28 protein-coding genes are annotated in these 23,879 nt (G+C 69.2%); 10 read left to right on the top strand and 18 right to left on the bottom strand.

Features of this window, described 5'->3' with window-relative positions:
* Positions 1–67 precede the first annotated feature (67 nt).
* From IAI58_RS22005 to nikA, 8 genes are all read right to left on the bottom strand, one after another.
* A complete protein-coding gene (locus tag IAI58_RS22005) occupies positions 68–517 on the bottom strand; it encodes an RbsD/FucU family protein (protein ID WP_207448982.1) in 450 nt (149 codons plus the stop codon).
* The gene (locus tag IAI58_RS22000; protein ID WP_207448984.1) at positions 501–1,367 is read right to left on the bottom strand and encodes an amidohydrolase family protein; all 867 of its coding nucleotides are present in this window, start codon (positions 1,365–1,367) and stop codon (positions 501–503) included. Before IAI58_RS22000 ends, IAI58_RS22005 begins: the two co-directional genes overlap by 17 nt.
* Positions 1,364–2,392, bottom strand: a complete 1,029-nt coding sequence (locus tag IAI58_RS21995) for an aldo/keto reductase (RefSeq protein WP_207448986.1) — start codon at positions 2,390–2,392, stop codon at positions 1,364–1,366. The genes IAI58_RS22000 and IAI58_RS21995 overlap by 4 nt, the downstream gene beginning before the upstream one ends.
* A 102-nt stretch (positions 2,393–2,494) precedes the next feature.
* The gene (locus IAI58_RS21990) at positions 2,495–3,301 is read right to left on the bottom strand and encodes an ATP-binding cassette domain-containing protein (protein WP_207448988.1); all 807 of its coding nucleotides are present in this window, start codon (positions 3,299–3,301) and stop codon (positions 2,495–2,497) included.
* Positions 3,298–4,074 (bottom strand): ATP-binding cassette domain-containing protein, encoded by a 777-nt coding sequence (locus IAI58_RS21985; RefSeq protein WP_237182539.1) that lies wholly within the window; start codon positions 4,072–4,074, stop codon positions 3,298–3,300. Before IAI58_RS21985 ends, IAI58_RS21990 begins: the two co-directional genes overlap by 4 nt.
* Positions 4,071–4,883, bottom strand: a complete 813-nt coding sequence (nikC, locus tag IAI58_RS21980; protein ID WP_207448990.1) for a nickel ABC transporter permease subunit NikC — start codon at positions 4,881–4,883, stop codon at positions 4,071–4,073. Before nikC ends, IAI58_RS21985 begins: the two co-directional genes overlap by 4 nt.
* Positions 4,880–5,821 (bottom strand): nickel ABC transporter permease subunit NikB, encoded by a 942-nt coding sequence (gene nikB / locus IAI58_RS21975; RefSeq protein WP_207448992.1) that lies wholly within the window; start codon positions 5,819–5,821, stop codon positions 4,880–4,882. The genes nikC and nikB overlap by 4 nt, the downstream gene beginning before the upstream one ends.
* The gene (gene nikA / locus IAI58_RS21970) at positions 5,821–7,398 is read right to left on the bottom strand and encodes a nickel ABC transporter substrate-binding protein (RefSeq protein WP_207448994.1); all 1,578 of its coding nucleotides are present in this window, start codon (positions 7,396–7,398) and stop codon (positions 5,821–5,823) included. Before nikA ends, nikB begins: the two co-directional genes overlap by 1 nt.
* Before the next feature lie 94 nt (positions 7,399–7,492).
* Here nikA and nikR point away from each other — a divergent pair, with 94 nt between their 5' ends.
* Entirely contained in the window at positions 7,493–7,912 is a 420-nt protein-coding gene (gene nikR, locus IAI58_RS21965; RefSeq protein WP_207448996.1) for a nickel-responsive transcriptional regulator NikR, read from the top strand.
* 15 nt (positions 7,913–7,927) lie between these two features.
* Here the strand turns inward: nikR and IAI58_RS21960 are convergent, their stop codons facing one another.
* The 3 genes from IAI58_RS21960 to IAI58_RS21950 all read right to left on the bottom strand — a co-directional run bounded on the left by IAI58_RS21960 (position 7,928) and on the right by IAI58_RS21950 (position 9,652).
* Entirely contained in the window at positions 7,928–8,308 is a 381-nt protein-coding gene (locus tag IAI58_RS21960) for a VOC family protein (RefSeq protein WP_207448998.1), read from the bottom strand.
* A 64-nt stretch (positions 8,309–8,372) separates the two neighbouring features.
* Complete coding sequence (locus tag IAI58_RS21955; protein WP_207449000.1) at positions 8,373–9,128, bottom strand: 2-keto-4-pentenoate hydratase; 756 nt, start codon at positions 9,126–9,128, stop codon at positions 8,373–8,375.
* Between the two features lie 68 nt (positions 9,129–9,196).
* A complete protein-coding gene (locus tag IAI58_RS21950; protein WP_208776325.1) occupies positions 9,197–9,652 on the bottom strand; it encodes an RrF2 family transcriptional regulator in 456 nt (151 codons plus the stop codon).
* A gap of 66 nt (positions 9,653–9,718) precedes the next feature.
* On the opposite strand from IAI58_RS21950, the gene cysK reads away from it, so the two are divergent.
* Together cysK and IAI58_RS21940 are read left to right on the top strand one after the other, a co-directional pair.
* Entirely contained in the window at positions 9,719–10,690 is a 972-nt protein-coding gene (gene cysK, locus IAI58_RS21945) for a cysteine synthase A (protein ID WP_207451555.1), read from the top strand.
* 78 nt (positions 10,691–10,768) lie between these two features.
* Positions 10,769–11,362, top strand: a complete 594-nt coding sequence (locus tag IAI58_RS21940; RefSeq protein WP_207448282.1) for a DUF4412 domain-containing protein — start codon at positions 10,769–10,771, stop codon at positions 11,360–11,362.
* Here IAI58_RS21940 and IAI58_RS21935 read toward each other — a convergent pair.
* From IAI58_RS21935 to IAI58_RS21925, 3 genes are all read right to left on the bottom strand, one after another.
* The gene (locus tag IAI58_RS21935) at positions 11,359–11,799 is read right to left on the bottom strand and encodes a SprT family zinc-dependent metalloprotease (protein ID WP_207448284.1); all 441 of its coding nucleotides are present in this window, start codon (positions 11,797–11,799) and stop codon (positions 11,359–11,361) included. The genes IAI58_RS21940 and IAI58_RS21935 overlap by 4 nt on opposite strands.
* On the bottom strand, positions 11,796–12,524 hold the full coding sequence (locus tag IAI58_RS21930; RefSeq protein WP_207448286.1) for a DUF7168 domain-containing protein: 729 nt from the start codon (positions 12,522–12,524) through the stop codon (positions 11,796–11,798). Before IAI58_RS21930 ends, IAI58_RS21935 begins: the two co-directional genes overlap by 4 nt.
* A gap of 105 nt (positions 12,525–12,629) precedes the next feature.
* Complete coding sequence (locus IAI58_RS21925; RefSeq protein ID WP_207448288.1) at positions 12,630–13,022, bottom strand: response regulator; 393 nt, start codon at positions 13,020–13,022, stop codon at positions 12,630–12,632.
* A 240-nt stretch (positions 13,023–13,262) separates the two neighbouring features.
* Here IAI58_RS21925 and IAI58_RS21920 point away from each other — a divergent pair, with 240 nt between their 5' ends.
* The 4 genes from IAI58_RS21920 (at position 13,263) to IAI58_RS21905 (ending at position 15,241) form a co-directional block, all read left to right on the top strand.
* Complete coding sequence (locus IAI58_RS21920; protein WP_207448290.1) at positions 13,263–13,508, top strand: DUF3126 family protein; 246 nt, start codon at positions 13,263–13,265, stop codon at positions 13,506–13,508.
* A gap of 125 nt (positions 13,509–13,633) precedes the next feature.
* A complete protein-coding gene (nthA, locus tag IAI58_RS21915) occupies positions 13,634–14,260 on the top strand; it encodes a nitrile hydratase subunit alpha (RefSeq protein ID WP_207448292.1) in 627 nt (208 codons plus the stop codon).
* A complete protein-coding gene (gene nthB / locus IAI58_RS21910; RefSeq protein ID WP_207448294.1) occupies positions 14,257–14,913 on the top strand; it encodes a nitrile hydratase subunit beta in 657 nt (218 codons plus the stop codon). The genes nthA and nthB overlap by 4 nt, the downstream gene beginning before the upstream one ends.
* Complete coding sequence (locus IAI58_RS21905; protein WP_207448296.1) at positions 14,882–15,241, top strand: nitrile hydratase accessory protein; 360 nt, start codon at positions 14,882–14,884, stop codon at positions 15,239–15,241. Before nthB ends, IAI58_RS21905 begins: the two co-directional genes overlap by 32 nt.
* Positions 15,242–15,276: 35 nt before the next feature.
* Here the strand turns inward: IAI58_RS21905 and IAI58_RS21900 are convergent, their stop codons facing one another.
* Together IAI58_RS21900 and IAI58_RS21895 are read right to left on the bottom strand one after the other, a co-directional pair.
* Entirely contained in the window at positions 15,277–16,848 is a 1,572-nt protein-coding gene (locus IAI58_RS21900; protein ID WP_207448298.1) for an ABC transporter substrate-binding protein, read from the bottom strand.
* Positions 16,849–16,853: 5 nt separating this feature from the next.
* Positions 16,854–18,053, bottom strand: a complete 1,200-nt coding sequence (locus tag IAI58_RS21895) for a M20 aminoacylase family protein (protein WP_207448300.1) — start codon at positions 18,051–18,053, stop codon at positions 16,854–16,856.
* Between the two features lie 690 nt (positions 18,054–18,743).
* Between IAI58_RS21895 and IAI58_RS21890 the strand changes: the two genes are divergently transcribed.
* Positions 18,744–19,613 carry a hypothetical protein gene (locus IAI58_RS21890; RefSeq protein WP_237182499.1) on the top strand — a complete coding sequence of 290 codons (870 nt, stop codon included), beginning with the start codon at positions 18,744–18,746 and terminating at the stop codon, positions 19,611–19,613.
* A 34-nt stretch (positions 19,614–19,647) separates the two neighbouring features.
* Here IAI58_RS21890 and IAI58_RS21885 read toward each other — a convergent pair whose 3' ends face one another.
* Both IAI58_RS21885 and hmuQ read right to left on the bottom strand, forming a co-directional pair.
* On the bottom strand, positions 19,648–20,667 hold the full coding sequence (locus tag IAI58_RS21885) for an NADP-dependent oxidoreductase (RefSeq protein ID WP_207448304.1): 1,020 nt from the start codon (positions 20,665–20,667) through the stop codon (positions 19,648–19,650).
* A 90-nt stretch (positions 20,668–20,757) separates the two neighbouring features.
* On the bottom strand, positions 20,758–21,078 hold the full coding sequence (gene hmuQ / locus IAI58_RS21880; RefSeq protein ID WP_207448306.1) for a heme-degrading protein HmuQ: 321 nt from the start codon (positions 21,076–21,078) through the stop codon (positions 20,758–20,760).
* A 197-nt stretch (positions 21,079–21,275) separates the two neighbouring features.
* Here hmuQ and IAI58_RS21875 point away from each other — a divergent pair, with 197 nt between their 5' ends.
* Together IAI58_RS21875 and IAI58_RS21870 are read left to right on the top strand one after the other, a co-directional pair.
* Entirely contained in the window at positions 21,276–22,361 is a 1,086-nt protein-coding gene (locus IAI58_RS21875; protein WP_207448308.1) for an alpha-hydroxy acid oxidase, read from the top strand.
* 88 nt (positions 22,362–22,449) lie between these two features.
* On the top strand, positions 22,450–23,826 hold the full coding sequence (locus tag IAI58_RS21870; protein ID WP_237182500.1) for an MATE family efflux transporter: 1,377 nt from the start codon (positions 22,450–22,452) through the stop codon (positions 23,824–23,826).
* Positions 23,827–23,879 lie beyond the last annotated feature (53 nt).

Below are 23,879 nucleotides of genomic sequence, written 5' to 3'. Positions count from 1 at the left end.
CAGGCGCGGAACGCAGTTGGATGCATCCAACTGGCTCTATTCCCGTCAGGGCGCTGCCGCCAGATCCTCAGGCACCGAGGATCACGCCCTTCCGGAGCAGGAAGTCGCCATAGGGGCGTAGATCCCCCACCTGAACTATGGCGAAGGAGTCGCGCGCCGCGGCATAGAAGGCGAAGCGCTCAATCCCTTGCATCCTGACCGCATGCCCGAGGGCAGTGCCCATCGCATGAAGCACTTCCGCCTGGGCGGGCGGTATCTGCGTCGGCTCGCCGACCACTTCCATGCGGCGCACCGGGTCCGGTACGAAGTCGTCCAGAGGCAGCACCGAAAGCACGGCGCGCATCACGGCTCCCATGCGGAGGCCGGGTAAGCGAACCAGCCGCCGCGATACGGTAGAGGCAGCAATGGCCTCGGCCGGAAAATTTGCGTCCACCAGTGCCAGGTCATCGCCATGGCCCATGGCCGCCAGGACCCAGAGCAGGTCCGGCGTCAGCAAAGGATCAATATGCTTCAGCATGATCGGTTCTCCGTCCGCGGCGGGAGAGGTAGATACGCTCGGCATTGCCGCCCAGGATCGCATGGCGGGCTTCCGGCGGCAGGGGCTCCAGCAGTTCCATGGTCACATCACGCCAGCGGTCGTAATCCGCCGCCAGCGTCAGCACCGGCCAGTCGCTGCCCCAGACCAGCCGCTCCGGGCCAAAGGCGTCCAGCAACAGGTCGAGATAAGGGGCAAGAAGGGCGGCCCCAGTTCCCGGGCCGGCTTCGGTCAGCAGGCCGGAGAATTTGCAGCAGACCTGAGCGTGCCGCGCCAGCGCCCGCATCCCGGCAGCCCAGTCATCGCTCCAGCCTCGCCGCAACTCCGGCTTGGCGGCGTGATCGATGACAATGGAAAGTGCCGGGTGCCGCTCAGCCAGCCGCAGCAGATGCGGCAGGTGCGGGGGCCGGATCAGTGCGTCGAAGACCAGCCCCTGCCGCTGGACTTCCTCCAGTCCAGGCGCAGTCTCAGGGCGCAGAATCCAGTCATCTTGCGGCAGGTCGTGCAGCATCGGCCGCAGGCCCACGAGCAGGTCGTTGTCGGCAAGGCCGGCGACCTCCACCGCGGCGCCGGGCCGGTCCAGCGCCACCCAGCCGACCACGCCCGCGACGATGGGCTCGGCTGCGGCAATCTCCAGCAGGAAGCGGGTTTCCTCGGCCGTCGGCGCAGCCTGTACCAGGATCGTGGCGCCGATGCCGTGCCGGTCCAGGAGCGGCGTCAGGGCAGCCGGGCCAAAGTCCCGGTAGATGGCGGCCAGCTCGGGTGTCAGCCAGCCGTAGTCCCCACGCGACACGCGCCAGAAATGCTGGTGAGCGTCGATTTGCCTGCTCATGCCGGTACGGGGGCTCCCACGTCCAGCAAGCCTTCCGCCTTAAGGTCGGACCAAAGCGCCGCCGGCACGCGGGCGGAAATGCCTTCCACGTTCCGCTTCACTTCCTCTGGTGTGACCGCACCCAGCACGACAGAGGACACGGCCGGGTGGCCGAGCGGGAACTGTAAGGCCGCGCGGGCCAGCGGCACATCATGCGCGACGCAGATGGACTCGATCCTCCGTACCCGCGACATGGCCTCGGGCGGTGCTTCGGCATAGTTGTAGCGCGCCCCAGGCACGGCGCCGGTCGCCAGGATGCCGGAGTTGAAGACGCCGCCGAGCATCACGCCAATACCCTTGCGCTGCGCCAGCGGCAGGAAATGCTCCAGCGCCGGCTGTTCCAGCAGCGAATAGCGGCCCGCTAGCAGCATCGTGTCGAAATCGCCGGATTCAGCGAAACGGACGCACATCTCCGCTTCGTTCAGACCGACCCCGATCCCCTTTACGGCACCCTCCGATCTGAGCCGCTCCAGAGCCCGGTATGCGCCTTCCATCGCTTCCCGGAAGCGCTGCTCCACCATATCCGGGCCGTGCGTCCAGACATCGACATCATGGATCAGCAGCAGGTCGATCCGGTCGGTGCCGAGCCGCAGCAGCGACTGCTCGAAGATCCGCATTGTGCCGTCGTAGGAGTAGTCAAAGACCGCCCGGTGCGGCAGGCCGCCCGCGAAGCCTGGTGCCACCACGCCAGCTGGGGGCGGCTCCGGCCTTTCGCGGGGCTCCATTCGCCGGCCGACCTTGGTGGAAAGCAGGACAGCCGGGTGGCGGGTCCGGCGCAGCGCCGTACCGCAGCGATGCTCCGCCAGCCCGTTGCCGTAGTGGGGTGAGGCATCCACCAGCGTGATGCCGGCCCCGATCGCCGCCTCGACCGTCTCCACAGCCGTCCGGTCGTCCAGCTTTTCATAAAGGTCGCCCAGAGGGGCTGCCCCGAAGCCGATCGCGGAGACAGGCAAGCCGGTACGGCCCAGTATACGCTGAGGTAGCATGCGACATCTCTCCCATTCCGCTGCCGCTCTTCAACAGGCGGCCCTGGCGCGACGCTAACATGCAGCGTCAGCAGAAGGGTAAGCACCTTCCCGTGCCGGCCATCAGGCCAGGGCGGGGGCTTCGACGCGGCGGATGCAGGGACGGGCCGGAAGGATGGCGGCACGCAGCGCGGCCATGGCGGGCGGCACGGGATCATTGCCGAACGGCTCAGGCACTTCCACTACCTGGCCATCCTGCATGACATAGCAGCGGTCCGCGAAGCCGCGGATCAGCCGCAGGTCATGGGTGATGAAGAGATAGGCCAGGCCCGTGCCGGCCCGCAGAGCCGAGAGCAGCCGCAGGATGCGCGACTGGCTTTCCAGATCCAGGCTGTTCACCGCCTCATCCAGCACCAGCAGGCGGGGGCGGGGCGCCAGCGCCCGGGCGATGCAGAGCCGCTGCAACTGCCCGCCACTGAAGCGATGCGCCAGACGTCCCAGCTCAGCGTCATCCAGCCCCACGGCGGCCACGAGCTCCTCCACCCGTGTCCGCAGCGCGTCGCCGGAGAGGCCCAGATACCGCAACGGCTCGGCGACCACCTCGAACGCCGTGAAGCGCGGACTGGTGGCGCCATGAGGGTCCTGGAACACGGCCTGGATGGCGCGGCGCGTGGCGGGCGCCATGCGGCCCCGCGTGTCCAGTAGCGGCTGCCCTTCGAACAGCACCTCGCCCGCATCCAGCCTATCCAACCCCAGCAGAGCGCGCCCCAGCGTGCTTTTGCCGGATCCGGTGGGGCCCAGCAGCGCCACGCATTCGCCGGGCCCGATACGCAGCTCCCCCCCGCGCAGCACCGGTAGCGGCCTCTGGCGGCGGAAGGCACTGCCGCGCCGGTAGGATTTGCGGGGCTCGCGCAACAGCAGCAGGCTCACGGCAGCGCCTCCCCATAGAGTTCCAGATGCCGGCGCATCAGGGCGCGGCTGGCGGGGTGGCGCGGGGCCGCGAAGAAATCGGCTACCGGCTGCCGTTCCACGATGCGGCCGCCCTGCATGACCGCGACCCTGTCCGCCAGCCGGGCCAGGACCGAAAGGTCATGCGTCACCAGCAGGATGCCCAGGCCGCGGCGGGCCATCAGCCGCTCCAGCAAGGCCAGGATGCTGGCCTGCACCACGAGATCCAGGTCGGTGGTCGGTTCATCGGCCAGGAGGAAATCCGGCTCGCGGGCCAGGGCCAGGGCCACCATCACCCGCTGCAACATCCCGCCGCTGAGCTGAAACGGATAGGCGGCGAGAAGAGGGGAGGGGTCATCGAAGCCTACCTCGGCCAGAAGCGCCGCCGCGCGCCCGCAGGCCTCGCGGCGCGATACGCCATCGGCCGCCAGCGTTTCGGCGAAGTGCCGGCCGATGGTCACGATCGGGTTGAAGCAGGCGCGGGGGGATTGCTGCACCAGCCCCGCCACCCGGCCGCGCAGCGCGGCGCGCCCGGCGTCGTCCAGCAGACGCCCGGCATGCCGCACCTGCCCGGCGGTCTGCCGCACGCCCGGCGGCAGCAGGCCCAGCATGGCGAGGACCGTCAGGCTCTTGCCGCCGCCGCTGGAACCCAGCAGTCCCATTACCCGGCCGCGCTCCAGCGAGAGGGAGACATCGCGCACCAGCACCGTCGCGCCGGCGGCAAGCGACAGACCTTCGATGGAAAGGCCGGTCAATGGCTGTGTTCCAGGAATGGGTCCAGACGGTCCCGCAACGCGTCGCCCAGCAGGTTGAAGCCGATGACCGTCAGCAGGATGGCCGCGCCCGGCAGCAGCACCAGCATGGGCGCGACCCGGAAGAAGGGACGGGCGTCATTGATCATGATGCCCCATTCCGCCGTCGGCGGCTCCATGCCCAGCCCCAGGAAGGACAGGCCGGCGACATGCAGCATCCAGTGCCCGAGATCGAGGCCGGCCAGCACCGCCAGTTGTCCCGCCATGGCCGGCAGCACATGCCGCCGGGCGATATCCAGCCGGGAGGCCCCGGCCACCCGCGCGGCCGCGGCATGCTCGCGCGCCCGCAGCGAGAGCGTCAGCCCCCGCACCAGCCGCGCGTAGAAGGCCCAGTGGGACAGGGCGATGGCGATGATGACATTGGTCATTCCGGTGCCCAGCGCGCCGATGAAGAACAGCGCCAGCACCAGGGTCGGCACCGTCATGAAGATATCGGCCAGCCGCATCAGCACCGCGTCCACCCAACCGCCCAGCAGCCCGGCCAGGCAGCCCAGGACGGTGCCGATGCTCAGGACCAGTGCCAGGATCACCGCGACCGCGCCCAGTGAGGTTCTTGCCCCCCAAAGCAGGCGGGAGAGCAGGTCCCGCCCCAGATGATCGGTGCCGAGCCAGTGCGTGGCGGAGGGTGGCATCAAGCGCCTTGCCAGATCGGTCTCAGCCGGATCGAAAGGAACAATCCAGGGCGCCAGAAGGGCGGCGCAGACCAGCAGTGCCAGCAGCGCCAGCCCGGCCCGCAGCATCCCGGGCTTCATATCCGGCCTTCGCCCAGGCGGATGCGTGGGTCCAGCCAGGCATAGGCCAGATCCACCACCAGGTTGCAGAGCACGAAGACCGTGGTCATCGACAGCACGAAACCCTGCAGCACGGGGAAGTCGCGATTGGAAATCGCCAGCAGCGCGTAGCGTCCGAGGCCAGGCCAGCCGAACACCATCTCCACCACCATGGCGCCGCCCAGCAGCTCACCTAGATGCAGACCAATCGTGGTCAGCGGCGGGATCAGGGCATTCGGCAGCACATGCCGTGCGACCACGCCGCGTTCCGGCAGGCCCCGCGCGCGCGCGAAAACCAGATGCCTCTCCCCCAGCACGCCCAGTACAGAGGCGCGCATCAGCCGCAGCGTGATGCAGACGGACATGGTGGCCGTGGCTATGGCCGGCATGATCAGGCTGGCCGGGCCATCCCTGCCCATGGCAGGCAGCCAGCCCAGCTGCACGGAAAACAGCAGTATCAGCAGGAAGCCCAACCAGAAATTGGGGAGGGAAACGCCCAGGAAAGCCAGCGCCCGCGTCAGGTGGTCCGGCCAGCGGTCCCGTCGCAGGGCCGCCAGCAATCCCAGCGGCAGTCCCACCAGCAACACCAGCGCCATGCCGGCGCCAGCCAGCTCCAGGGTTGCCGGCAGGTAGTGCAGGATTTCCTCCGACACCGCGTTACCGGTCGCCCAGGATGCCCCGAGATCCAGCCGCACCGCGCTTTGTAGCCAGGCCCAGTATTGCAGCGGCAAGGCCTGATCCAGCCCCAGCTGCTGCCGCGCCAGGGCCAGCGCCCCATCGGTCGGCGGAATGCGGGAGAGGCGGAGGTAGTCTATCGCCGGGTCTCCATGTCCCAACCGCAGCATCAGGAAGAACAACACCGAGACAGCCAGCAGCAGCAGCGGCAACGACAACAGGCGCCGCAGGATGAAGCCGAGCATCAGCCGGGCCGGACCTGCGCGAAGGGCAGTTCGGAGGGCGTGTTGCCGAATGGCACCTTCGCGAAACCCTTCCGGTGCACAAGCTTGTTGGTGAGGAAGGACACCGGGAAATAGACCGCCTGCTCGTGCAGCGTGGTCAGGACCCAGCGGTAATCCGCCTCCCGCGCCGTGGCGTCGGTGGAGACCAAGAGGGCGGTGATGCGCCGGTCGATCTCCGCCTTCATCGGCAAGCCGCGCTGCGCCTGCCAATCGGAATGCGCGGGCGCGCGCATGGCGGCCAGATAGGCATGAGGGTCGTAGGGCGCGCCCCAGGTTTCCGCGAAGATCATCCCGAACTCGCCGGACCGCTCCCGGGCCTTGAAGCGCGCATAATCCTCGCCCAGCAGCCGCGCGGCGATGCCGATGCGGGCCAGATCGGCCTGGATCGCCTCCGCCAGGGCCTTCTGAAGAGCATCGTTACCAAGAAAGCAGAGATCCAGTGCCAGGGTTTGCCCCTGCCGCTGCCGCAGCCTGCCGCCGGGCGGCAGCACCCAGCCCGCCGCTTCCAGCCCGGCCACGGCCGCCTCTCGGTCGAAGGAGAGGAAAGGGAGGTCGAGATTGGTGTGCGGGAGGTTGCGGGCGAAGAGGCTGGTGGCCTCAGGCTCTGTTTCCTGCAGCACATGGCGCACCAGCGCGGCGCGATTGATACCCTGGTGGATGGCGCGACGCACCGCGAGTTCATCCGTCGGGAAGCGGGCAGAATTGATGGAGAGCATCCGCGTCGCCAGGGGAGGAGAGATGGCCGTGGTGAAGCGGCTGTCTGATGCGAAGCGGCGGAAGGTGTCGGCATCCAGCTGATCAGCGCCGTAGATCAGGTCGATCTCGTTGGTCTCCAGCGCCAGGGCGCGGCTATTGGCGTCCGCAGCCACCTTCACCACCACCTCGCGCAGGGCGGGCTTCTCACCCCAGTAGTCGTCGTTGCGGAGGAAGACGTCGCGATCGCCACGCCGGCTTTCCGCCAGCCGCCATGGCCCGGTGCCGCCGGGCGCGGAGACACCGCCACCCGGCCGCAGCGCCGCCGGGGAGGCGAAGCGAAGCGGGCGGATCAGCGAAAGATCGAACAGCACGGGGTCATAGGGGTGCGAGAGGCGCAGCCGCAGCGTGGCGGGGTCGAGTACTTCCGCACCTTCGATCCGCGCCACCAGATCCAGCCAGGCGTGCTGGTCCCGCTGCGCCAGGACGGCATCGATATTCGCCTTGGCCGCTGCCGCATCGAAGGGCTGGCCGTCCGAGAAGCGCACGCCCTCGCGGAGCCTGAAGACCCAGGCGCGGCTATCCTCTTCCAATCGCCATTCCGTCGCCAAGCAGGGCGCGACCCGGCCGCCCTCGGTAAAGCGGACCAGAGGCTCGTAGACCATGGCCTGGGCGAAGAGCTGGTTGGGTCCGTATCCCTGCGGATCCAGCGGCCCCGCGTTGACTGGCCAGGAGAACCTCAGGCTATCTGCCTTGGCAGCATGGGCGCCCCCGCTGACGGAGGAGGTTGTCCAGGCTAGGGTAGCGGCGCCCAGAAGGCTTCGGCGGAGCACGGGCCCCTCCATCCGGTCAAAGACCAGAAGTATGATGTTCTTATCGAAATATCATACTTCCGGGCGAAGCCGGGTGTCTACAGCCATTTGGGAAGGAACGATGTTCATGCAGCGGATCACCCTGACCCTGGACGAGGCGCTGCTGAGCGAGATCGACGCGCTAGGCTATGGCAACCGCTCGGAAGCCATAAGGGATCTGGCCCGCGCCGGGTTGCGGCAGCTGGCCGAGGAAAGGGCGCAGGAAGGCCCCTGCGTCGCGGCGCTGGCCTATGTCTATGACCACGCCAGGCGCGACCTTTCCCAGCGGCTGACGGACAGCTTCCACGAACATCACAACCTTTCGGTCGCGACGCTGCATGTGCATCTCGACCATGACCGGTGCATGGAGGTGACGGTGCTGCGCGGACTGGCGCCACGCCTTCGCGCCTTCGCCGATTCCGTCATCTCGCAGCGGGGCGTGCGGCACGGACGGCTGATGATGATGGAGGATGGCGAACCTCATTCGCACGAGCACGCGCACGAATGAGGTTGCCGGAGATCCTCAGCCGCGCTGCAGGATTTCCACACTCACGCCGTCGGGCGCCGCCAGGAAGGCGATACGCAGGCCCGGCCGGAGTTCCTTCGGCTCCATGGTGAAGCGCACGCCCCTGGCCTTCATCGCCGCCACGGCCTCATCCATATCCGTGACCTGCAACCCGATGTGTTCGATGCCCTGATGCGGCGGGACCGGCGCGGCGGGGGTGGTGGGCGGCACTTCCTCAATGAAGAGCGAGACGCCGCCGAGATCGACGATCACCCGCAGCGCCGCGCCGTTACGGACACGGTCACGGATGGTGGCCCTCAGATTGTCCACGTAGAAGGCCGCCGCCGCCTCGGGGTCGGCGCTGCGGAGGTGGATATGGTCGAAGCGAAAGGATGCCATGGCGTTTCTCCCCTTGTTGGCGCCGCGATGCTAGCGGCAAGCGGGGGGAGCGCCAGGGGGCGCCTTATGCCACCGCGGTCTCGACCGCGCCAAGGCCCGGAAATTCCGCCATGATCCGCGTGCCCGGCTCAACCATGATGAGGCCGGTGCAGCTCCCCGTGGTAACGATCATGCCCGCCGAGAGCCCGCCATAGGCGCGGGCGCCGGTATTGGCCAGCCATTGCAGCAGCCGCACCGGGTCCCCGGCCGGATTGCCGCCCACCTGCTCCACCACCCTCTGGCCATTCAGCAGCAGGCGCACCGGCTGGTTCACGGGGTCGATGCCGCGCCAGTCCGCCAGGGCAGGGCCTACCACCAGGGCGCCATGGTTGATCTGGTCGGCCGCATGGCTCAGCAGATCGGTCCCCTTCAGCCGCGTGAAGCGCGTATCCACGATCTCGATGACGGGGTGCAGGCTTTCCACCGCGTCCAGCACTTCCTCCCGCGTATAGGGCGTCTCGCGCGGCGGCAGGTCACGGCCGAGCAGATAGGCGATCTCGGCCTCCACCCCGGTGACATGGAAGCGCGAGGCGGGCAGGGGTTCCGGCGTCAGGTGCAGGTCCACCACATTCAGTGGCGCGGTGCCCGGCTCGGCCTGCGGGTCGGCCGCGCCCACCTTCCAGCCGCCGATCGGCCCGCGCGCCTCGGCCACCCGCTTCTGGATGGCATAGACCTCCTCCACGGTGGTGGGGCGGGCACCCTCGGGGAGCGCGTCGATCCGACTGTTCTCACGCCGGGCATGCAGCAGCGCCTCGGCTGCGGCAGCGATATCGGTAGCCATGACACTCATCCTCCGGAAGGGCTCGGCGGTATCTTGTGCCGCGCCCGCTGCGAGGACCAGCCCCTGTCTCAGATGGCGAAGTTGAGGGCTTCGGGTGTGGGGCGTCGCAGGCCTTTGGCGGCGGCGCGGCGCAGCAGCTCGGCCAGCGTCAGCTGCTCCAGGATGGCGGCGAGGCCCGCCTCCAGCTCCGCCCAGAGCGGCACCACCACCGCCTCGTTCAGCGGCGAGCCGGCGGCCTCCGCCGCCTCGTCCTCCCCCGCCCCGCCGCTCACCGCCGCCACCACCTCCGACAGCCGGATGTCGCGCGCCGCCCGCCCCAGCCGGTAGCCGCCCTTCGGCCCCCGCGTGCTGCCCAGCAGCCCCGCCCGCGACAGCGCCTGCAGCACCGGCTCGATGCCCCGCCGCGCCTCCCCCAGCCGCTCAGCGATGTCGCCCGCCGGCACCACCGACCCGCGTCCCGCGTGGAACCCCACATCCAGCATGATCGAGACCGCCACCATCGCCCGGTCCCGCCGCAACATCATCCCAACCACGCGCCTGCCTTCCCTTTCACCCTGATCCACGCCCCCTCCTCGTGGTATAGCCCTCCCATGCCCGCAGGTCACACCCCCAGCACCGCCCCCCGCCCCGGCCGCCTCCATGACAGCATCCTCGACACCATCGGCCATACCCCGCTGGTCCGCCTGCCCCGCATCGAGGCCACTTGCGGCCTCTCCGCCCGCCTCGCGCTCAAGCTCGAATTCTTCAACCCGCTCGGCTCGCTGAAGGACCGCATCGGCCAGGCCATGATCGCCGAGGCCGAGGCCGCCGGCACCCTCACCCCCGGCGCCACCATCGTCGAGCCCACCTCCGGCAACACCGGCATCGCGCTGGCCTTCGCCGCCGCCGCCCGCGGCTACCGCCTCGTCGTCACCATGCCCGACGGCGCCTCCACCGAGCGGCGCAAGATGCTCCGCCTGCTCGGTGCCGAGGTCGTCCTCACCCCCGCCCGCCAGGGCATGGCCGGCGCCATCGCCGAGGCCGAGCGCATCGCCGCCCAGACCCCCGGCGCCTGGATGCCCCGCCAGTTCGACAACCCCGCCAACCCCGCCATCCACGCAGCCACCACCGCCGAGGAAATCTGGGCCGACAGCCACGGCCAGGCCGATGTCATCGTCGCCGGCCTCGGCACCGGCGGCACGCTGACCGGCATCGCCCGCGCCCTCAAGCCCCGCCGCCCCGGCCTCACCCTCGTCGGCGTCGAGCCGGCCGAATCCGCCGTCCTCTCCGGCGACGACCCCGGACCCCACGAAATCCAGGGCATCGGCGCCGGCTTCAGGCCCGGCGTCCTCGAACTCGAACGCATCGACCTCCTCCGCCGCGTCACCGAACGCGAGGCCTTCGCCGCCGCACGCCTCTGCGCCCGCACCGAAGGCATCCCCATCGGCATCTCCTCCGGCGCCGTCCTCCACGCCATGCTCGACCTCGCCGCCCAACCCCAGCACCACAACCAACTCATCATCGGCATCGCCGCCTCCTTCGCCGAACGTTACCTCTCCACCGAACTCTTCCACGGGTTGTGAGGCCGGGCCGGGGCGCCGCCGGGATGACTTCGGTCAGGGGCGTCGCCATCTGAACCTGGAAGAGAGGGGAGATTGACGATGATCCAGCGCCTCGCCACGGCTCTGCTGGCACCCATGCTGCTGGCGGCGCCCGCCCTGGCGCAGCAGTCACCGCAATTGCTGCCCAGCCGGGACGTGGCAGTGACTTTCCGCCTCTCTGGTGGCAACCGGCAGCCGGGCGACATCCATGCCACCTGGCTGGCCAGCCAGCGGGTGCTGCGGGTGGACAATGCCTCCGCCCCCGGCTGGCTGATGGTCGACCAGCCGACGCAGCGCGCCTACATGGTCATGGAGGACCAGCGGCTCGTGATGCGCCTGCCGGCCGCGCCCGAGATCGCCATGCTGCTGGACCGGCCGGAGTCACAGGGGCGCGTGACGCGCCTCGGGCGCCGCACCATTGCCGGCGCCGGTTGCACGGACTGGCAGATCGAGCGGCGGGACGGGAAGGGCGGCGTCGCCTGCCTGACGGCGGATGGCGTGCTGCTGCGGGCGCAGCAGACCGGGCGGCAGGAGGTGCTGGAAGCCACCCGCGTCACCTATGGCCCGCAGGATCCATCACGCTTCCGGCTGCCCCAGGGTTTTCCGCAGCTGCAGCTGCCCGCCGGGCTGCGCGGCCTGCGCCTGCCCGGCTAGGGATCGAGGAAGAGGGGCCTGGCGGCCGGGTCACAGGCAATGCCCGCTTCCGCCAGGGAGGCCAGCAGGCTTTCCGCCGGCAGCCGCAGGTACCGCTCCAGCATTTGCAGGTAGAGCCCCATGAAGCGTGGCCCATGCCCGTCCGAGGCGCCGTCATGAGTGCTGGTCATGGCATGCGCGAGCTCATGCAGCAGCAGGAAGCTCGGCCATTGCTGCGGAAGGCGAAGGCGCAGCCGGTTTGCATCGCCCAGCAGCCGGCGGGACTGGCGGGGCAGGGGCTCGACGGCGGGCGGGTAGCGCAGACCCATCTCGGCCCAGATGGCATCGACCATCGGCTGCGCGGCGGAGAAGGGCAGAAGGTCCCGGGCATGGGGCGCGACATGCACATCCTCCCAGGCATAGACGCGGGCGCGCTGGCGGTCCGGCGCGCGCGTCATTCCAGCAACCCGCCGCCTCCGCCTGCCACCGGGCGGTTCAGGTTCACCCTCTCGCCCGCCACCTCGCCATGACGGAAGGCGGCATCCTCCCGCAGGCTGCGGCGGCCGCCGGAGACGAGCCGCGTGCCCGTCTCCCGGAAGGCATCTTCCACCACCCGGTGCTTCACCAGGATCAGCGCAGTGCCCGCCTGGCGCCGCGCCGCCACATCCGCCTCCCGTGCCGCATGCATGGCCTCCAGCCGTTCCGCCAGGCGCGCGGCCATGCCCTGCTGGAAGCTGGTCGAGGCCTGGCGCAGCCGCGGGCCCCGCAGCGCGGGATGGGCGGCGCGGAAGCCTTCCAGCTCCACCGCCATGGCGCGGCTGACGACCTGGTAGAGATAGGCCGCCAGACCCGTATCCGTCTCGAACCCAAAGAAGACATAGCGCGGGATGCCCCCATCCCGCGCCAGCCACACCTTGCAGTCGCAGAGGCGTGCGATGGCCGGCACGCAGCCATCGATCGGGCGGCGCTGCCGGCCGGGCAGGGGGATCTCCACCTGAACGCAGCGCGCCTCCCGAAGGTCGATCTCCTCCATCGTCAGCGCGTATCGTTCCAGCAGGCGGCCGACCATCCCGGCCGCCGCCATGGCCTCGGCTTCCGTGCAGCCATTGGAGACGGTGCGTTCGGCCAGCGCACGGATGCGCGCCTTGACGCGCGCCAGTTCGGTGTCTTGGGAAACGGGCATGACGGTCTGAAAAAGGTCCCGTCCGAGGCAGGGCAAGCGCCGCACCGGCACCGCCGCCGCGAAACCCGGACGATAAGGTTGAAGCTCCGCCAGTGGCGGGGAGGGTCAGAGACCCAGACGGTTCAGCGCCTGGCGCAGCTCGGCATTGGCGTAAGGCTTGGGGAGGAAGTCGATATGGCCATGCCGGTCGAAGCGCTCGCGCAGTTCCTCGGTATCCGCGCCGCTGGCGATCAGCACAGGCAGGCCGGGACGCCGGGCGCGGATCTCATCCACCATGTCGCGCCCCCGGGCGCCCGGGATATTGATGTCGAGCAGGACGGCCTTCAGCGCGCCCTCGCCGGGGTCGACCCGCGCCAGCACGGCGGCCGCGTTGGCGGCCTCTGTCGCGCGGAAACCCATCTCTTCCAGCATCGCCACGGTCACCATCCGCACGATGGGCTCATCCTCCACCACCAGGATAGTCGGGCGTATGGGATCATCTGGCTGGGTGGCAATCATTGCATCTCTCGCCAAGGTCAATACAGATCGCCATCATGGCGAATGAAAGGGAGCCGCCCACACTCCCCATCCTGGATATGGTCCAATCCTGCACCTGCCAAGACCGGGGCCGCAAGTGATCAAGGTAATGTGCAGGCCGGGCGCTTCTGAGAGGCAAAAGTGGCGATTTTTCGTCCGGTGACTGGACCGGGCGGGACATCGGGGGCATGCAAGCCCCCCCAGCGAGAAGAGCAAAACGGAATGACCCCAACCGATATCGCACGCGTGCAGACCTATCTCCGCCGCCTGCTCGGCTCCGACCGCATCCGCATCGTGCCGCCGGCGCGCAAGGGACTGTCGGTGGAAGTGGCGGTCGAGGATGAGGTGATCGGCACCGTGCATCAGGATCATGACGAGGGCGAGACTTCCTATTCCGTCCATCTCACCATCCTGGAAGAAGACCTGCCGCCCCCGCCGCGCGACCCGGCGAAGCGCGCCACGCGCTGAACGACCACGGCGGGCGGTGCGCGCCAACCGCCTTGCCACCGGCCGCCGCCTGCGGGCCGCATCCCATGGTTGCGCCCGCCGCGCCATCGGCGTGATGATCCGGTGGCAGCGGAAGGAGAGGCGCCATGCCGCACGACCATCATGGCCATGATCATGACCACGATCATGGCGGCACCCTGTCCGAGATGGACCTCCGTGTCCGGGCCTTGCAGTCGTTGCTGGTCGAGAAGGGCTATGTGGACCCGGCCGCGCTGGACGAGCTGGTCGAGACCTACGAGACCCGGATCGGCCCCCGCAATGGCGCCCGCGTGGTGGCCAAGGCCTGGGCCGACCCGGAGTTCCGCGGCTGGCTGGGGCGGGACGCCACGGCCGCCGTCCACTCCCTCGGCTTCACCGGCCGGCAGGGCGAGCACATGGTGGCGGTGGAGAATACGGCGGAGGAGCACAACCTCGTCGTCTGCACCCTCTGCTCCTGCTACCCATGGCCGGTGCTGGGGCTGCCGCCGACCTGGTACAAATCCCCCGCCTATCGCTCCCGCGCCGTGATGGACCCGCGCGGCGTGCTGCGCGATTTCGGGGTGGAACTGCCCGAGGCGACGCGCATCCGCATCTGGGATTCCACGGCCGAGATCCGCTACCTCGTCATCCCCCGCCGCCCCGAGGGCACGGAGGGCTGGGACGAGGCGCGCCTGGCCACGCTGGTGACACGGGATTCCATGATCGGCACCGGCCTGGCCCGGCCCGCCGCATGAACGGGCCACAGGATCTGGGCGGCGCCATGGGCTTCGGCCCCGTGGTGCCGGAACCGGAAGACGAGATCTTCCACGCCCAATGGGAGAAGACCGCCCTGGCGCTGACCCTGGCCGCCGGCGCGCTGGGCCGCTGGAACATCGATACCAGCCGCCATGCGCGGGAATCCATCCCGCCCGCGCGGTATCTTTCCTTCAGCTACTATCAGATCTGGCTGACGGCACTGGAGCAGCTGCTGCGGCAGGCGGGGCTGGTGACGGAGGCTGAGCTGCGCGAGGGCCGCAGCCTTGAGCCCCCGCGGCCTGTCACACCCCTGAAGGCCGCCGATGTCGGCGCCGTGCTGGCCCGCGGCACGCCATACGACCGCCCCGCCCAGGCCCCCGCCCGCTTCGTGCCCGGCCAGCCGGTGCGGACCATCAACGAGCATCCGCCCGGGCATACCCGCCTGCCGCGCTACGCCCGCGACAAGCAGGGCGTGGTGGAACGCGTGCACGGCGTCTTCGTCTTCCCCGACAGCCACGCGCACGGGCAGGGGGAGGCGCCGCAGTGGCTCTACACCATCCGCTTCGAAGGGCGGGAGATCTGGGGCCAGAGTGCGGACCTCGGGATCACCCTCTCCGTCGATGCCTGGGAGTCGTATCTTGAACCGCTCTGACCCCGTTCCCGGAGATCTTCCCGGCCTGGATACGGCGCCGGATGGCCCCGTCTTCCGCGAGCCCTGGGAGGCGCAGGCCTTCGCCATGGCCGTGGCGCTGCATGGCGAAGGCTGCTTCGGCTGGAACGAATGGGCCACGGCCCTGGGGCGCGAGATCGCGCGGCCGGGCGGGGAGGGTCTGCCCTACTACCAGCACTGGCTGGCGGCGCTGGAGCGGCTGGTGGCGGAGAAGGGTATCCTCGACGCCGAGCAACTGCTGCGGCGGCGTGAGGAATGGCGCGAGGCGGCCGAAGCCACCCCGCATGGCGAGCCGATTCTACTTCGCTGAACCGGCTCGCTTTTTTCAGGAAGCGACGGGTCGGCTCACTTCGCCTGGAGAACGCCCGTGGCCAGGGTCTGCTCATCCAGCCGCGGCGTGTAGCTCAGCCCGCTGCGGGTGGCCCAAACGCTCTTCTGGATGTGCAGCGGGATGATGGCGACATCATCCATGGCGATCTTCATCGCCTGCTGCATCAGCTTCTCCCGCGCGCCGTTGTCCAGCGTCCGCATCGCCTCTTCCGCTATCGCATCCATGCGCGGGTTGGAATAGCGGCCGTAATTGGAGAGGCCGAGGCTGCCGCCCTGGGGGGCACGGGTGCCCATCACGGCGCGGAGCGAGGTGGAAGGCTCGCCCGTGCTGTTGCTCCAGCCCAGAAGATAGACGGAGGCATCGAGGCGGTTCAGGCGGCCGATCAGGGTCGCCAGCGGTGATGCCTCGACCTGCGTCTTGATGCCGATGCGCGCCCACATCTGCGCCACGACCTGCAGGATCTGCGCGTCGTTGATGTAGCGGTCGTTCGGGCCGCGCAGCGTGATGGTCAGGCCATTCGGATACCCCGCCTCGGCCAGCAGCTTCCTGGCGCGGTCGGCATCGAACTTCGGCACGGGAATGTCAGGGTTGTAGCCGAAGGCGCCCGGCGGCATGAACTGCCCCGTCGGCACCGCGACATCCTCCATGATTCGCTGCGTGATGGCCGGGCGGTTGATGGCGATCGACAGCGCCTCGCGCACCCGCTTGTCCTGCAGCGGGTTCTTGGGCAGCGCCTCGCCGTTCGGGCCGCGTACGTCCGGCGTCTCGCTGTCGCGGAAGACGTCGAGGCCCAGGAAGATCAGCCGCAGGCTGGTGCCTTCCGAGATGGCGATGCGGTTGTCCTTGCGCAGGCGGGCGACATCGGCGGTCGGCACATTGTCGATCATCGCCACGTCACCGGAGAGCAGCGCCGCGACGCGCGCACCGGAATTGGTGATGATGCGGTAGTTGACGCTGTCCCAGGCCGGCTTCGTGCCCCAGTAGGCATCGTTCCGCGTCATCTCCACCCGGTTGTTCGGGTCATAGGAGGTGAAACGGAAGGGCCCCGTGCCGATGGTCGCCTTGCCCGAGTTGAAGTCGGAGGACGGCACATCGTCGCCGATGCTGCGGGAGACGATGTAGATCTGCGCAAGATCGTTCGGCAGCAGCGGGTAGGGGTTCGCCGTCTTCAGGCGGATGGTCAGGGGGTCCACCACCTGTACATCCGTGATGGCGCGGATATAGACGGCGAAGGAGCTCGGGCTCTGCACCGTCGGCACACGCTTCAGGGTATAGGCCACGTCCTCGGCGGTGAAGTCGGCGCCGTTGTGGAACTTCACGCCCGGACGGAGCTTGAATTCCCAGGTCGTGTCATCGACCAGCCGCCAGGATTCCGCCAGGGCCGGCTGCACCCGCGCATTCGGGTCGCGCACGGTCAGCGCCTCGAACATATGCGCGGAGACCTGGATGCTCGGCGTCAGCGTGTAGTAATGCGGATCGATGCTCGCCGGCGGGGCGCTGACGGCCATCGACAGCGGTTCCGCGCCAGCGGCCAGCGGGGTGAGCAGGGCACAGCCCAGCAGGGCGGCGCGAAGGGTGGAGTTCATGGGTTTCACCGGTCTTCGAGGCTGAGTTCCTGCTGCACCAGGCTCGCCCAATAGGCGGCGCCCAGGCCCAGGATCTCGTCATTGAAATCGTATTTCGGCGTATGCACGTTGTGGAAGCTGCCGTCGGCATTCACGCCATTGCCGATCCGCATGAAAACACCGGGCTTCTGCTGCAGCATGAAGGCGAAATCCTCGCCGCCCGTGCTCATCGGATACTCGCCCAGATTGGTCTCGCCCACCAGCGCGACGGCCGCGGCATTGGCGACCGGCACCTTCTCCGGCGCATTCACCGTCGGCGGGCAGAGCGCCTCATAGGTCAGCTCGGCCTCGCAGCCATGGGCGGCGGCCAGGGTCTTGGCGAGCTCCTCCAGCCGCTGGCGGATCACCGCCTGCGCCTCCGGTCGGAAGTAACGCGCGGTGCCCCGCACCACGACCCGCGCCGGCATCACATTCGGGGAGCCGAAGGTGCCGCCGGAGACATGGCCGACCGAGAGGGCGGCGGGTTCCGTGGGCTTCAGGTTGCGCGGCAGGATGGTCTGCACCGCCAGCAGGAAATGGCCCAACACGACCGTCGCATCCGTCGCCAGATGCGGGGCGGCGCCGCCGTGGCCGCCGGTGCCGGTGAAGGTGACACCCCAGAAATCGGCGCCTGCCAGGATCGGGCCGGGACGCGTGGCGAAATGGCCGACGGGCATGCCCGGCGTGTTGTGCATGCCGTAGACAGCATCGACCGGGAAGCGGTCGAACAGCCCGTCGGCGATCATGGCCGGCGCGCCGGTGCCGGCTTCCTCCGCCGGCTGGAAGATGAAGTGCACGGTGCCCGCGAAGTCCGGGTTCTCGGCCAGGTATCTGGCGGCACCGAGCAGCATGGTGGTGTGCCCGTCATGGCCGCAGGCATGCATCTTCCCGGGCACGGAGGAGGCGTGCTCAAAGTCGTTCTCTTCCTGGATGAAGAGCGCGTCCATGTCGGCGCGCAGCCCGATGGCGCGCTGACCGGGACGGCGGCCCTGCAGGGTGCCGACGACGCCGGTCTTGCCGATCCCCTCTTCCACCTGCAAGCCCCATTCGCGCAGCTTGCTGGCGACGAGGCCGGCGGTCCGCACTTCCTCGAAGCGGGTCTCCGGATGCTTGTGAATATCACGCCGGATCGCCACGAGTTCCGGCTCGAACTGCCGGATTTTCTCGAGGATGTCGTGCCGCGTCATGATTGACCTCGTTCCCGTTGCTACCCGGGGCGCAAAGTGATCCGACCACTCCGGCCGGTCAATCCGCTGGTTCATGTGGAATTGAAGGGTCGTTTCGTCGGGGAGGCTCCTCCCGCCGGAATCATGGGGTCGTTTTTGTTCCCGGCACCGCTTCCCACGGCGTCCGGAGTCGCGTGAGACGCGGAATCAAAGGGTCGTTTCAGCCGGCTTTCCGGGGCTTCCGCCTCGGAAAGGGCCTGTGGCCCTGGCTTATTCACAAATAGCATCCACAGCAGAGGTCTGTCAGAGTCTGATTCAAAGTCTATTAAGAAGAGTCTATTCCGCCGTGGGACTTTTAGAATCAACAGGTTATGAGAGGGTTTAGACCCGTTGTTTCCGGGTTCCGACCCGTTCCCTCCCAAACGCGACCCTGCCATTCCCGAAAGCGACCCCTCCTTTCACTTCTCCCCCGCCTTATCCACTCCGCCGGCGCCGGGTCACCATGCCTGAAGCACAAAGCGACCCCTTGATTCCGCGTTGATGCGCACGCCGGTCTGGAATGCTAGTCTGCATGCCTCGGCGGGAATCAAAGGGTCGGATATTGTGGCGACAATCACAGGCGGTCAGGAACTGACGGAAGCGGAACGGAAGCGGCTTGAGCGGTTCGAGCGGGCCAAGGCCAATCGGCGCGGTCGCAAGGCGCCTACCGTCATGCCCTCCCGCCTTGCCCGCACCTCAGCCTTCGCGCCCCGCAAGAAGGGCCTGATCACCGATAGCGGCTTCCAGAGGCTTTATGTCGTCCGCCCGCATACGGTGGTGGAGGTGAGGGGTCGGGAGCTGGGTTCCCAGCACCGCGATGCGCTCTATGCCCTCTTCCGCATGCGCGCCAGGCGGACGGAAATGGCACCCCAGGACGGCGCCCGCCCGCTGCCATATTACCATACCGAGACGACCTGGCGCGCCCTGCTCTCGGCGACCGGCCGCACCGCCCATGTGAACAACCTCGGCACCATGCTGCGGGTCTTCGAGGAACTGCGCTCCGTCAGTTTCCGCTTCTACCAGGGCGACTTCGCGCAATACGAGGCGGCGACGCAGAGCGGCCGCCTCGCCGCCGCCGGCTATTCGGACAATCTGCTGGGCCGCATCGAATGGGACGGCATCACGCTCGATTCCCGGGTGAAGGTCGCCTATGGCGAATGGGTGCGCGACATGTTCGAGAGCCGCACCCTCGCCAGTATTGATGGCGAAACCTATTTCAAGCTGCGCTCGGATTATGCCAAGGCCTTCTGGCCGTTCATCGACTCCCAGCCCGACTATACCTGGGTCGCGGTGGAGACCCTGGCCGAGCTGGCGGGCCGTGACTACAAGGCCGAAACCACGCGCCAGCGGCTGAAATTCCGCGAGGAATGCCGCCAGGCCTTCGACGACATGACCAATGCCGGCGGCCTCGCCTCCTGGACCTGCGAGGAGACGGGCAGCGGCCGGGCCAAGTCCTATCGCTACCGCTACGTGCACGCCCTGCCGAAGCAGGGCACGCTGGCCCTGCTCCAGCCGGGAATGGAAGGGTCGGATAGCACCTGACGCCGGAATGAAGGGGTCGTTCGCGCCCGCCCCGCTATTCCGCCACCTGCACCAGCAGCTTGCCGAAGTTGCGGCCCTCCAGCAGCCCGGCGAAGGCCTCCGGCGCCTGTTCCAGCCCCCGCACGACGTCCTCGCGATAGCGAACCTTCCCTTCCGCCACCCAGCCCGCCATTTCCTCCAGGAACTCCGGCCGATGGGCCGCGAATTCCCGCTGGATGAAGCCACGGATGGTCAGGCTGCGGGAGAGCACCTCCCGCATCAGCCCGGGCAGGCGGTCGGGCCCGCCGGTGCTGGCTACATTGTATTGCGAGACCAGGCCGCAGACCGGCACGCGGGCGAATTCATTCAGCAGGGGGAACACCGCGTCCCAGACGGGTCCACCGACATTCTCGAAATAGACATCGATGCCTCTGGGGCAGGCGGCGCGCAGCTGCTCTGGGAAGTCCGGCGCCCGGTGGTCGATGGCCGCGTCGAAGCCGAATTCCTCCAGCAGCGCCGCGCATTTCTTCGGCCCCCCCGCGATGCCCACGGCCCGCGCACCCTTGATGCGCGCGATCTGCCCGACGGCCGAGCCGACGGGGCCGGTGGCCGCCGCCACCACCACCGTCTCGCCCGCCTTGGGCTGGCCCAGCAGCAGCAATCCCGACCAGGCGGTGAAGCCCGGCATGCCCAGCACGCCCAGCGCCGTGCTGACGGGCGCCACGGCCGGGTCCAGCTTCCGCAGGCTGTCGCCCCGGGCGACCGCATGGCTCTGCCAGCCGGAATAAGACAGGACGATGTCTCCCGGCGCGAAGCGGGGATCGCGTGATTCCAGCACACGGCTGACGGTCCCGCCCTCCATCACCGCCCCCAGTTCGGTAGGCTGGGCATAGGAGCGCGCGGCGCTCATCCGCCCCCGCATATAGGGGTCGAGCGAGAGATAGAGCGTCTGCAGCAGCACCTCACCCTCGCCGGGCGGCAGCACGGCCGCCTCCTCCAGACGGAAATGCTCGGGGCCGGGGCGGCCTTCCGGGCGTGCGGCGAGGCGGATCTGGCGGCTGGTGATCTCTGACATGGGACGCTCCCTTCGCGATATCCGCATCACATGGGGGCGCATGCCTGATCGGGAAACCACCGTGTTGGATGTATCCAACCGGTCCGTGCCCTACTCCGGCCGCAGGCTCTGCACGGCCTCGAAGCCCTCGAATTGCGGCGGGCCGATATAGAGGGGCTTACGCTCCCCGGCGCCGCGATGCGCCGCGCGGAAGGCATCCGACCGGGTCCAGGCCTCGAAATCGGCCTTGGAGCGCCAGATGGTGTGGGAGGCGTAGAGCACATGGTCCTCCGCTTCCGGGCCTCGCAACAGATCGAAGGAGACGAAGCCCGGCACCTCCCGCAGCCGCGAATCCCGCCTGGCCCAGACCTGCTCGAATTCCGCCTCGGAGCCCCTGGCGACACGGAAGCGGTTCATGGCGATGAAGGTCATGGCGCAACCCTCTCCTGTTATTTGCGGGCGGTTTTCAATATGCTAGCCTGCGTCTGTCCCGGCCCGGAAGGGTCAGGACAGGAATCGCCGGCTCGGATAAGCCTGGGGTGTCCCGGGCCTGCCGACAAGTCAGGCCCGGGTCGCCCAGGCCCGCCGGCTCCGGCGGGCCGCGCCCGCAGCCAGGAAGGCGCCCGTCCATGATCCCCCCCGATATCGCCGCCGTCGCGGATTACGAACCGCATGCCCGCCGCCGCATGGGTGAGAATGCCTGGGCCTATGTCGCCGGCGGCGCGGCCGATGAGTTGACCCTGGCCGAGAACCGCGCCGCATTCGCCCGGCTGCGGCTGAAGCAGCGCGTGCTGACGGATATGGCGGGGGCCGGGACCCGGCTCTCGCTCTTCGGGCAGGATTACGCGCATCCCGTGCTGGTGGCGCCCAGCGCCTTCCACCGCCTGCTGCACCCGGAAGGGGAACTGGCCACGGCCACCGGCGCCAGCGCCTTGCAGGCGGGCATGGTCGTCAGCGCCCAGGCCAGCCTGCCGTTGGAAGCCATCGTCGCCCGCGCCAGTCCGCCCCCATGGTTCCAGCTCTATATCCAGCCCGACCGCGCCTTCACCCAGGCCCTGGTGCGCCGGGCGGAGGCGGCGGGCTGCACGGCGCTGGTCGTCACCGTCGATGCGCCCATCAGCCTCCGCAACCGGGAACAGCGCGCCGGCTTCCGCCTGCCGGCGGGGGTGGAGGCCGTCAACCTGCGCGGCGCCGTCCCGCCGCCGCCCGCGCCACCGGGCGAGGCGAGCGAGGTTTTCGGCAGCGTGCAGCGCGGTGCGCCCCTCTGGGCGGATATCGAGGCGCTGCGCCGGCAGACCCGGCTGCCTCTGCTGCTGAAGGGCATCATGACCCCCGAAGATGCGCTTCGCGGGCTGGAGGCCGGGGCGGATGGGCTGGTCGTCTCCAACCATGGCGGCCGGGTGCTGGACGGGCAGCCCGCCACCATCGAGGTGCTGGAGGAAGTGGCGGAGGCCGTGGCCGGGCGGGTGCCCCTGCTGCTGGATGGCGGCATCCGGCGTGGCACCGATGTGCTGAAGGCGCTGGCGCTGGGTGCCTCGGCGGTCATGGTCGGGCGGCCGGTGCTGCATGGGCTGGCGGTGGGCGGCGCGACGGGCGTCGCCCATGTGCTGAAGCTGCTGCGGACGGAGCTGGAGGTGGCCATGGTGCAGACCGGCTGCCCCAGCCTTTCCGCGATCACCCCCGACATCCTCTGGCGCCCGCGCGGCGGTCGCTGAGGCCTGTATCCTCCGTCTCCTGAAGCGGATCATGGTTGCGTGCCGCTCGCGCCTCCCATAAGCCCCCCGCCCGAGTGAGGAGCGCCAGATGAGACACCGCGATGCCGTCGCCCGCCCCCTCGGCGGCTGGGCGCAGGAATTCCGCGCCATGTTGGCCTTGGCCTGGCCTCTGGCCCTGACCAACCTGTCGCAGATCGCGCTGGTGGTGACGGATACGCTCTTCCTCGGCCGCCTGGGGGAAGTGCCGCTGGCGGCCGCCACGCTCGGCGGCAATCTCTACTTCATCGCCATGGCGCTGCCCTTCGGCCTGGCTTTCGCCGCCTCGGCCATGCTGGCGCAGGAACGGGGGCGCGTGCGCCATCATGTGCGGGAGATGCGCCGCACCTTCCGCCAGGCCATGTGGCTGGGGCTCCTCGTCTTCCCCCCCATCGCGCTGCTGCTCTGGCATGGCGGCGCCATCCTGCGGTTCACCGGCCAGGAAGCGGATCTGGCCGCGCAGGCGCAGACCTATCTGCGGGTGATGCTCTGGGGACTGATACCCTTCTACGGCTTCATGCTGCTGCGTGGCTTTCTCTCGGCGCTGGAGCGGCCTCAGGCCGCGCTCTGGGTCTCGCTGGTGGCCATCGGGCTGAACGCGGTGCTGGACTACGGGCTGGTGACGGGCGGGTTCGGCATGCCGCGGCTGGGCGTGCTGGGGGCGGGGATCGCCAGCGCCCTCTCCAACCTCTTCATGTTCGTGGGGCTGGCTGGCGTGATGGCGCTGAACCGCCGCACCGCGCGCTTCCGCCTCGCCGGCCGCTTCTGGCGCGCGGACCTGCCGCGGATGCTGGAGATCATCCGCGTGGGCCTGCCGATCGCCGGCACCATGCTGCTGGAGATCGGCGTCTTCAGCGGCGCGGCGCTGGTCATGGGGTGGTTCGGCCCGGCGGCGGTGGCCGCGCATGCGGTGGCCCTGCAGGTGGCCGGCTCCGCCTTCATGATCCCGATGGGCATCGGCCAGGCGGCCACCGCGCGCGTGGGGCTGGCGGCGGGCGCCGTGGACCCGGCCGGTATCCGCCGCGCGGGCTGGGCGGCCATCCTGCTGGCCGCCGGCTTCATGGCGGCCACGGCCATTCTGCTGCTGCTGCTGCCCTATCGCCTCGCCGCGCTCTTCCTGCCCCCGGACCTCGAAAGCACGCGGCAGCTGGCCGCCACGCTGCTGATGGTGGCCGGGCTGTTCCAACTGGCGGATGGCGTGCAGGTGGCTGCTGCCGGGGCGCTGCGGGGCCTGAAGGACACGCGCCTGCCGCTGTTGATCGCGGCGCTGGGCTACTGGGGCCTGGGGCTGCCGGTCGGGCTGGTGCTGGCGCTGGGGCTGCAACTGGGACCCATCGGCGTCTGGCTCGGGCTGGCGGCCGGCTTGGCGATCGTGGCCACGCTGATGACGCTGCGCTGGCGGCGGATGGCACTGCTGCCGGCGGTCTGACCCGTCGGAAACCCGCGAACCGCCCAGGCTTTGATAGCCTGGGCGGGATGCCG

This window comes from Roseomonas marmotae (genome assembly GCF_017654485.1).
Taxonomy (GTDB): domain Bacteria; phylum Pseudomonadota; class Alphaproteobacteria; order Acetobacterales; family Acetobacteraceae; genus Pseudoroseomonas; species Pseudoroseomonas marmotae.
This window is presented reverse-complemented; position numbering and strand designations above follow the sequence as displayed.

Bases quoted from the DNA above. Each gene is read 5' to 3' on its own strand.
- IAI58_RS22005 (WP_207448982.1), bottom strand. From the start codon at position 517: ATGCTGAAGCATATTGATCCTTTGCTGACGCCGGACCTGCTCTGGGTC.
- IAI58_RS22000 (WP_207448984.1), bottom strand. From the start codon at position 1,367: ATGAGCAGGCAAATCGACGCTCACCAGCATTTCTGGCGCGTGTCGCGT.
- IAI58_RS21995 (WP_207448986.1), bottom strand. From the start codon at position 2,392: ATGCTACCTCAGCGTATACTGGGCCGTACCGGCTTGCCTGTCTCCGCG.
- nikC (WP_207448990.1), bottom strand. From the start codon at position 4,883: ATGAAGCCCGGGATGCTGCGGGCCGGGCTGGCGCTGCTGGCACTGCTG.
- nikB (WP_207448992.1), bottom strand. From the start codon at position 5,821: ATGCTCGGCTTCATCCTGCGGCGCCTGTTGTCGTTGCCGCTGCTGCTG.
- nikA (WP_207448994.1), bottom strand. From the start codon at position 7,398: ATGGAGGGGCCCGTGCTCCGCCGAAGCCTTCTGGGCGCCGCTACCCTA.
- nikR (WP_207448996.1), top strand. From the start codon at position 7,493: ATGCAGCGGATCACCCTGACCCTGGACGAGGCGCTGCTGAGCGAGATC.
- IAI58_RS21960 (WP_207448998.1), bottom strand. From the start codon at position 8,308: ATGGCATCCTTTCGCTTCGACCATATCCACCTCCGCAGCGCCGACCCC.
- IAI58_RS21955 (WP_207449000.1), bottom strand. From the start codon at position 9,128: ATGGCTACCGATATCGCTGCCGCAGCCGAGGCGCTGCTGCATGCCCGG.
- IAI58_RS21950 (WP_208776325.1), bottom strand. From the start codon at position 9,652: ATGATGTTGCGGCGGGACCGGGCGATGGTGGCGGTCTCGATCATGCTG.
- cysK (WP_207451555.1), top strand. From the start codon at position 9,719: ATGCCCGCAGGTCACACCCCCAGCACCGCCCCCCGCCCCGGCCGCCTC.
- IAI58_RS21940 (WP_207448282.1), top strand. From the start codon at position 10,769: ATGATCCAGCGCCTCGCCACGGCTCTGCTGGCACCCATGCTGCTGGCG.
- IAI58_RS21935 (WP_207448284.1), bottom strand. From the start codon at position 11,799: ATGACGCGCGCGCCGGACCGCCAGCGCGCCCGCGTCTATGCCTGGGAG.
- IAI58_RS21930 (WP_207448286.1), bottom strand. From the start codon at position 12,524: ATGCCCGTTTCCCAAGACACCGAACTGGCGCGCGTCAAGGCGCGCATC.
- IAI58_RS21925 (WP_207448288.1), bottom strand. From the start codon at position 13,022: ATGATTGCCACCCAGCCAGATGATCCCATACGCCCGACTATCCTGGTG.
- IAI58_RS21920 (WP_207448290.1), top strand. From the start codon at position 13,263: ATGACCCCAACCGATATCGCACGCGTGCAGACCTATCTCCGCCGCCTG.
- nthA (WP_207448292.1), top strand. From the start codon at position 13,634: ATGCCGCACGACCATCATGGCCATGATCATGACCACGATCATGGCGGC.
- nthB (WP_207448294.1), top strand. From the start codon at position 14,257: ATGAACGGGCCACAGGATCTGGGCGGCGCCATGGGCTTCGGCCCCGTG.
- IAI58_RS21905 (WP_207448296.1), top strand. From the start codon at position 14,882: ATGCCTGGGAGTCGTATCTTGAACCGCTCTGACCCCGTTCCCGGAGAT.
- IAI58_RS21900 (WP_207448298.1), bottom strand. From the start codon at position 16,848: ATGAACTCCACCCTTCGCGCCGCCCTGCTGGGCTGTGCCCTGCTCACC.
- IAI58_RS21895 (WP_207448300.1), bottom strand. From the start codon at position 18,053: ATGACGCGGCACGACATCCTCGAGAAAATCCGGCAGTTCGAGCCGGAA.
- IAI58_RS21890 (WP_237182499.1), top strand. From the start codon at position 18,744: ATGCCCTCCCGCCTTGCCCGCACCTCAGCCTTCGCGCCCCGCAAGAAG.
- IAI58_RS21885 (WP_207448304.1), bottom strand. From the start codon at position 20,667: ATGTCAGAGATCACCAGCCGCCAGATCCGCCTCGCCGCACGCCCGGAA.
- hmuQ (WP_207448306.1), bottom strand. From the start codon at position 21,078: ATGACCTTCATCGCCATGAACCGCTTCCGTGTCGCCAGGGGCTCCGAG.
- IAI58_RS21875 (WP_207448308.1), top strand. From the start codon at position 21,276: ATGATCCCCCCCGATATCGCCGCCGTCGCGGATTACGAACCGCATGCC.
- IAI58_RS21870 (WP_237182500.1), top strand. From the start codon at position 22,450: ATGAGACACCGCGATGCCGTCGCCCGCCCCCTCGGCGGCTGGGCGCAG.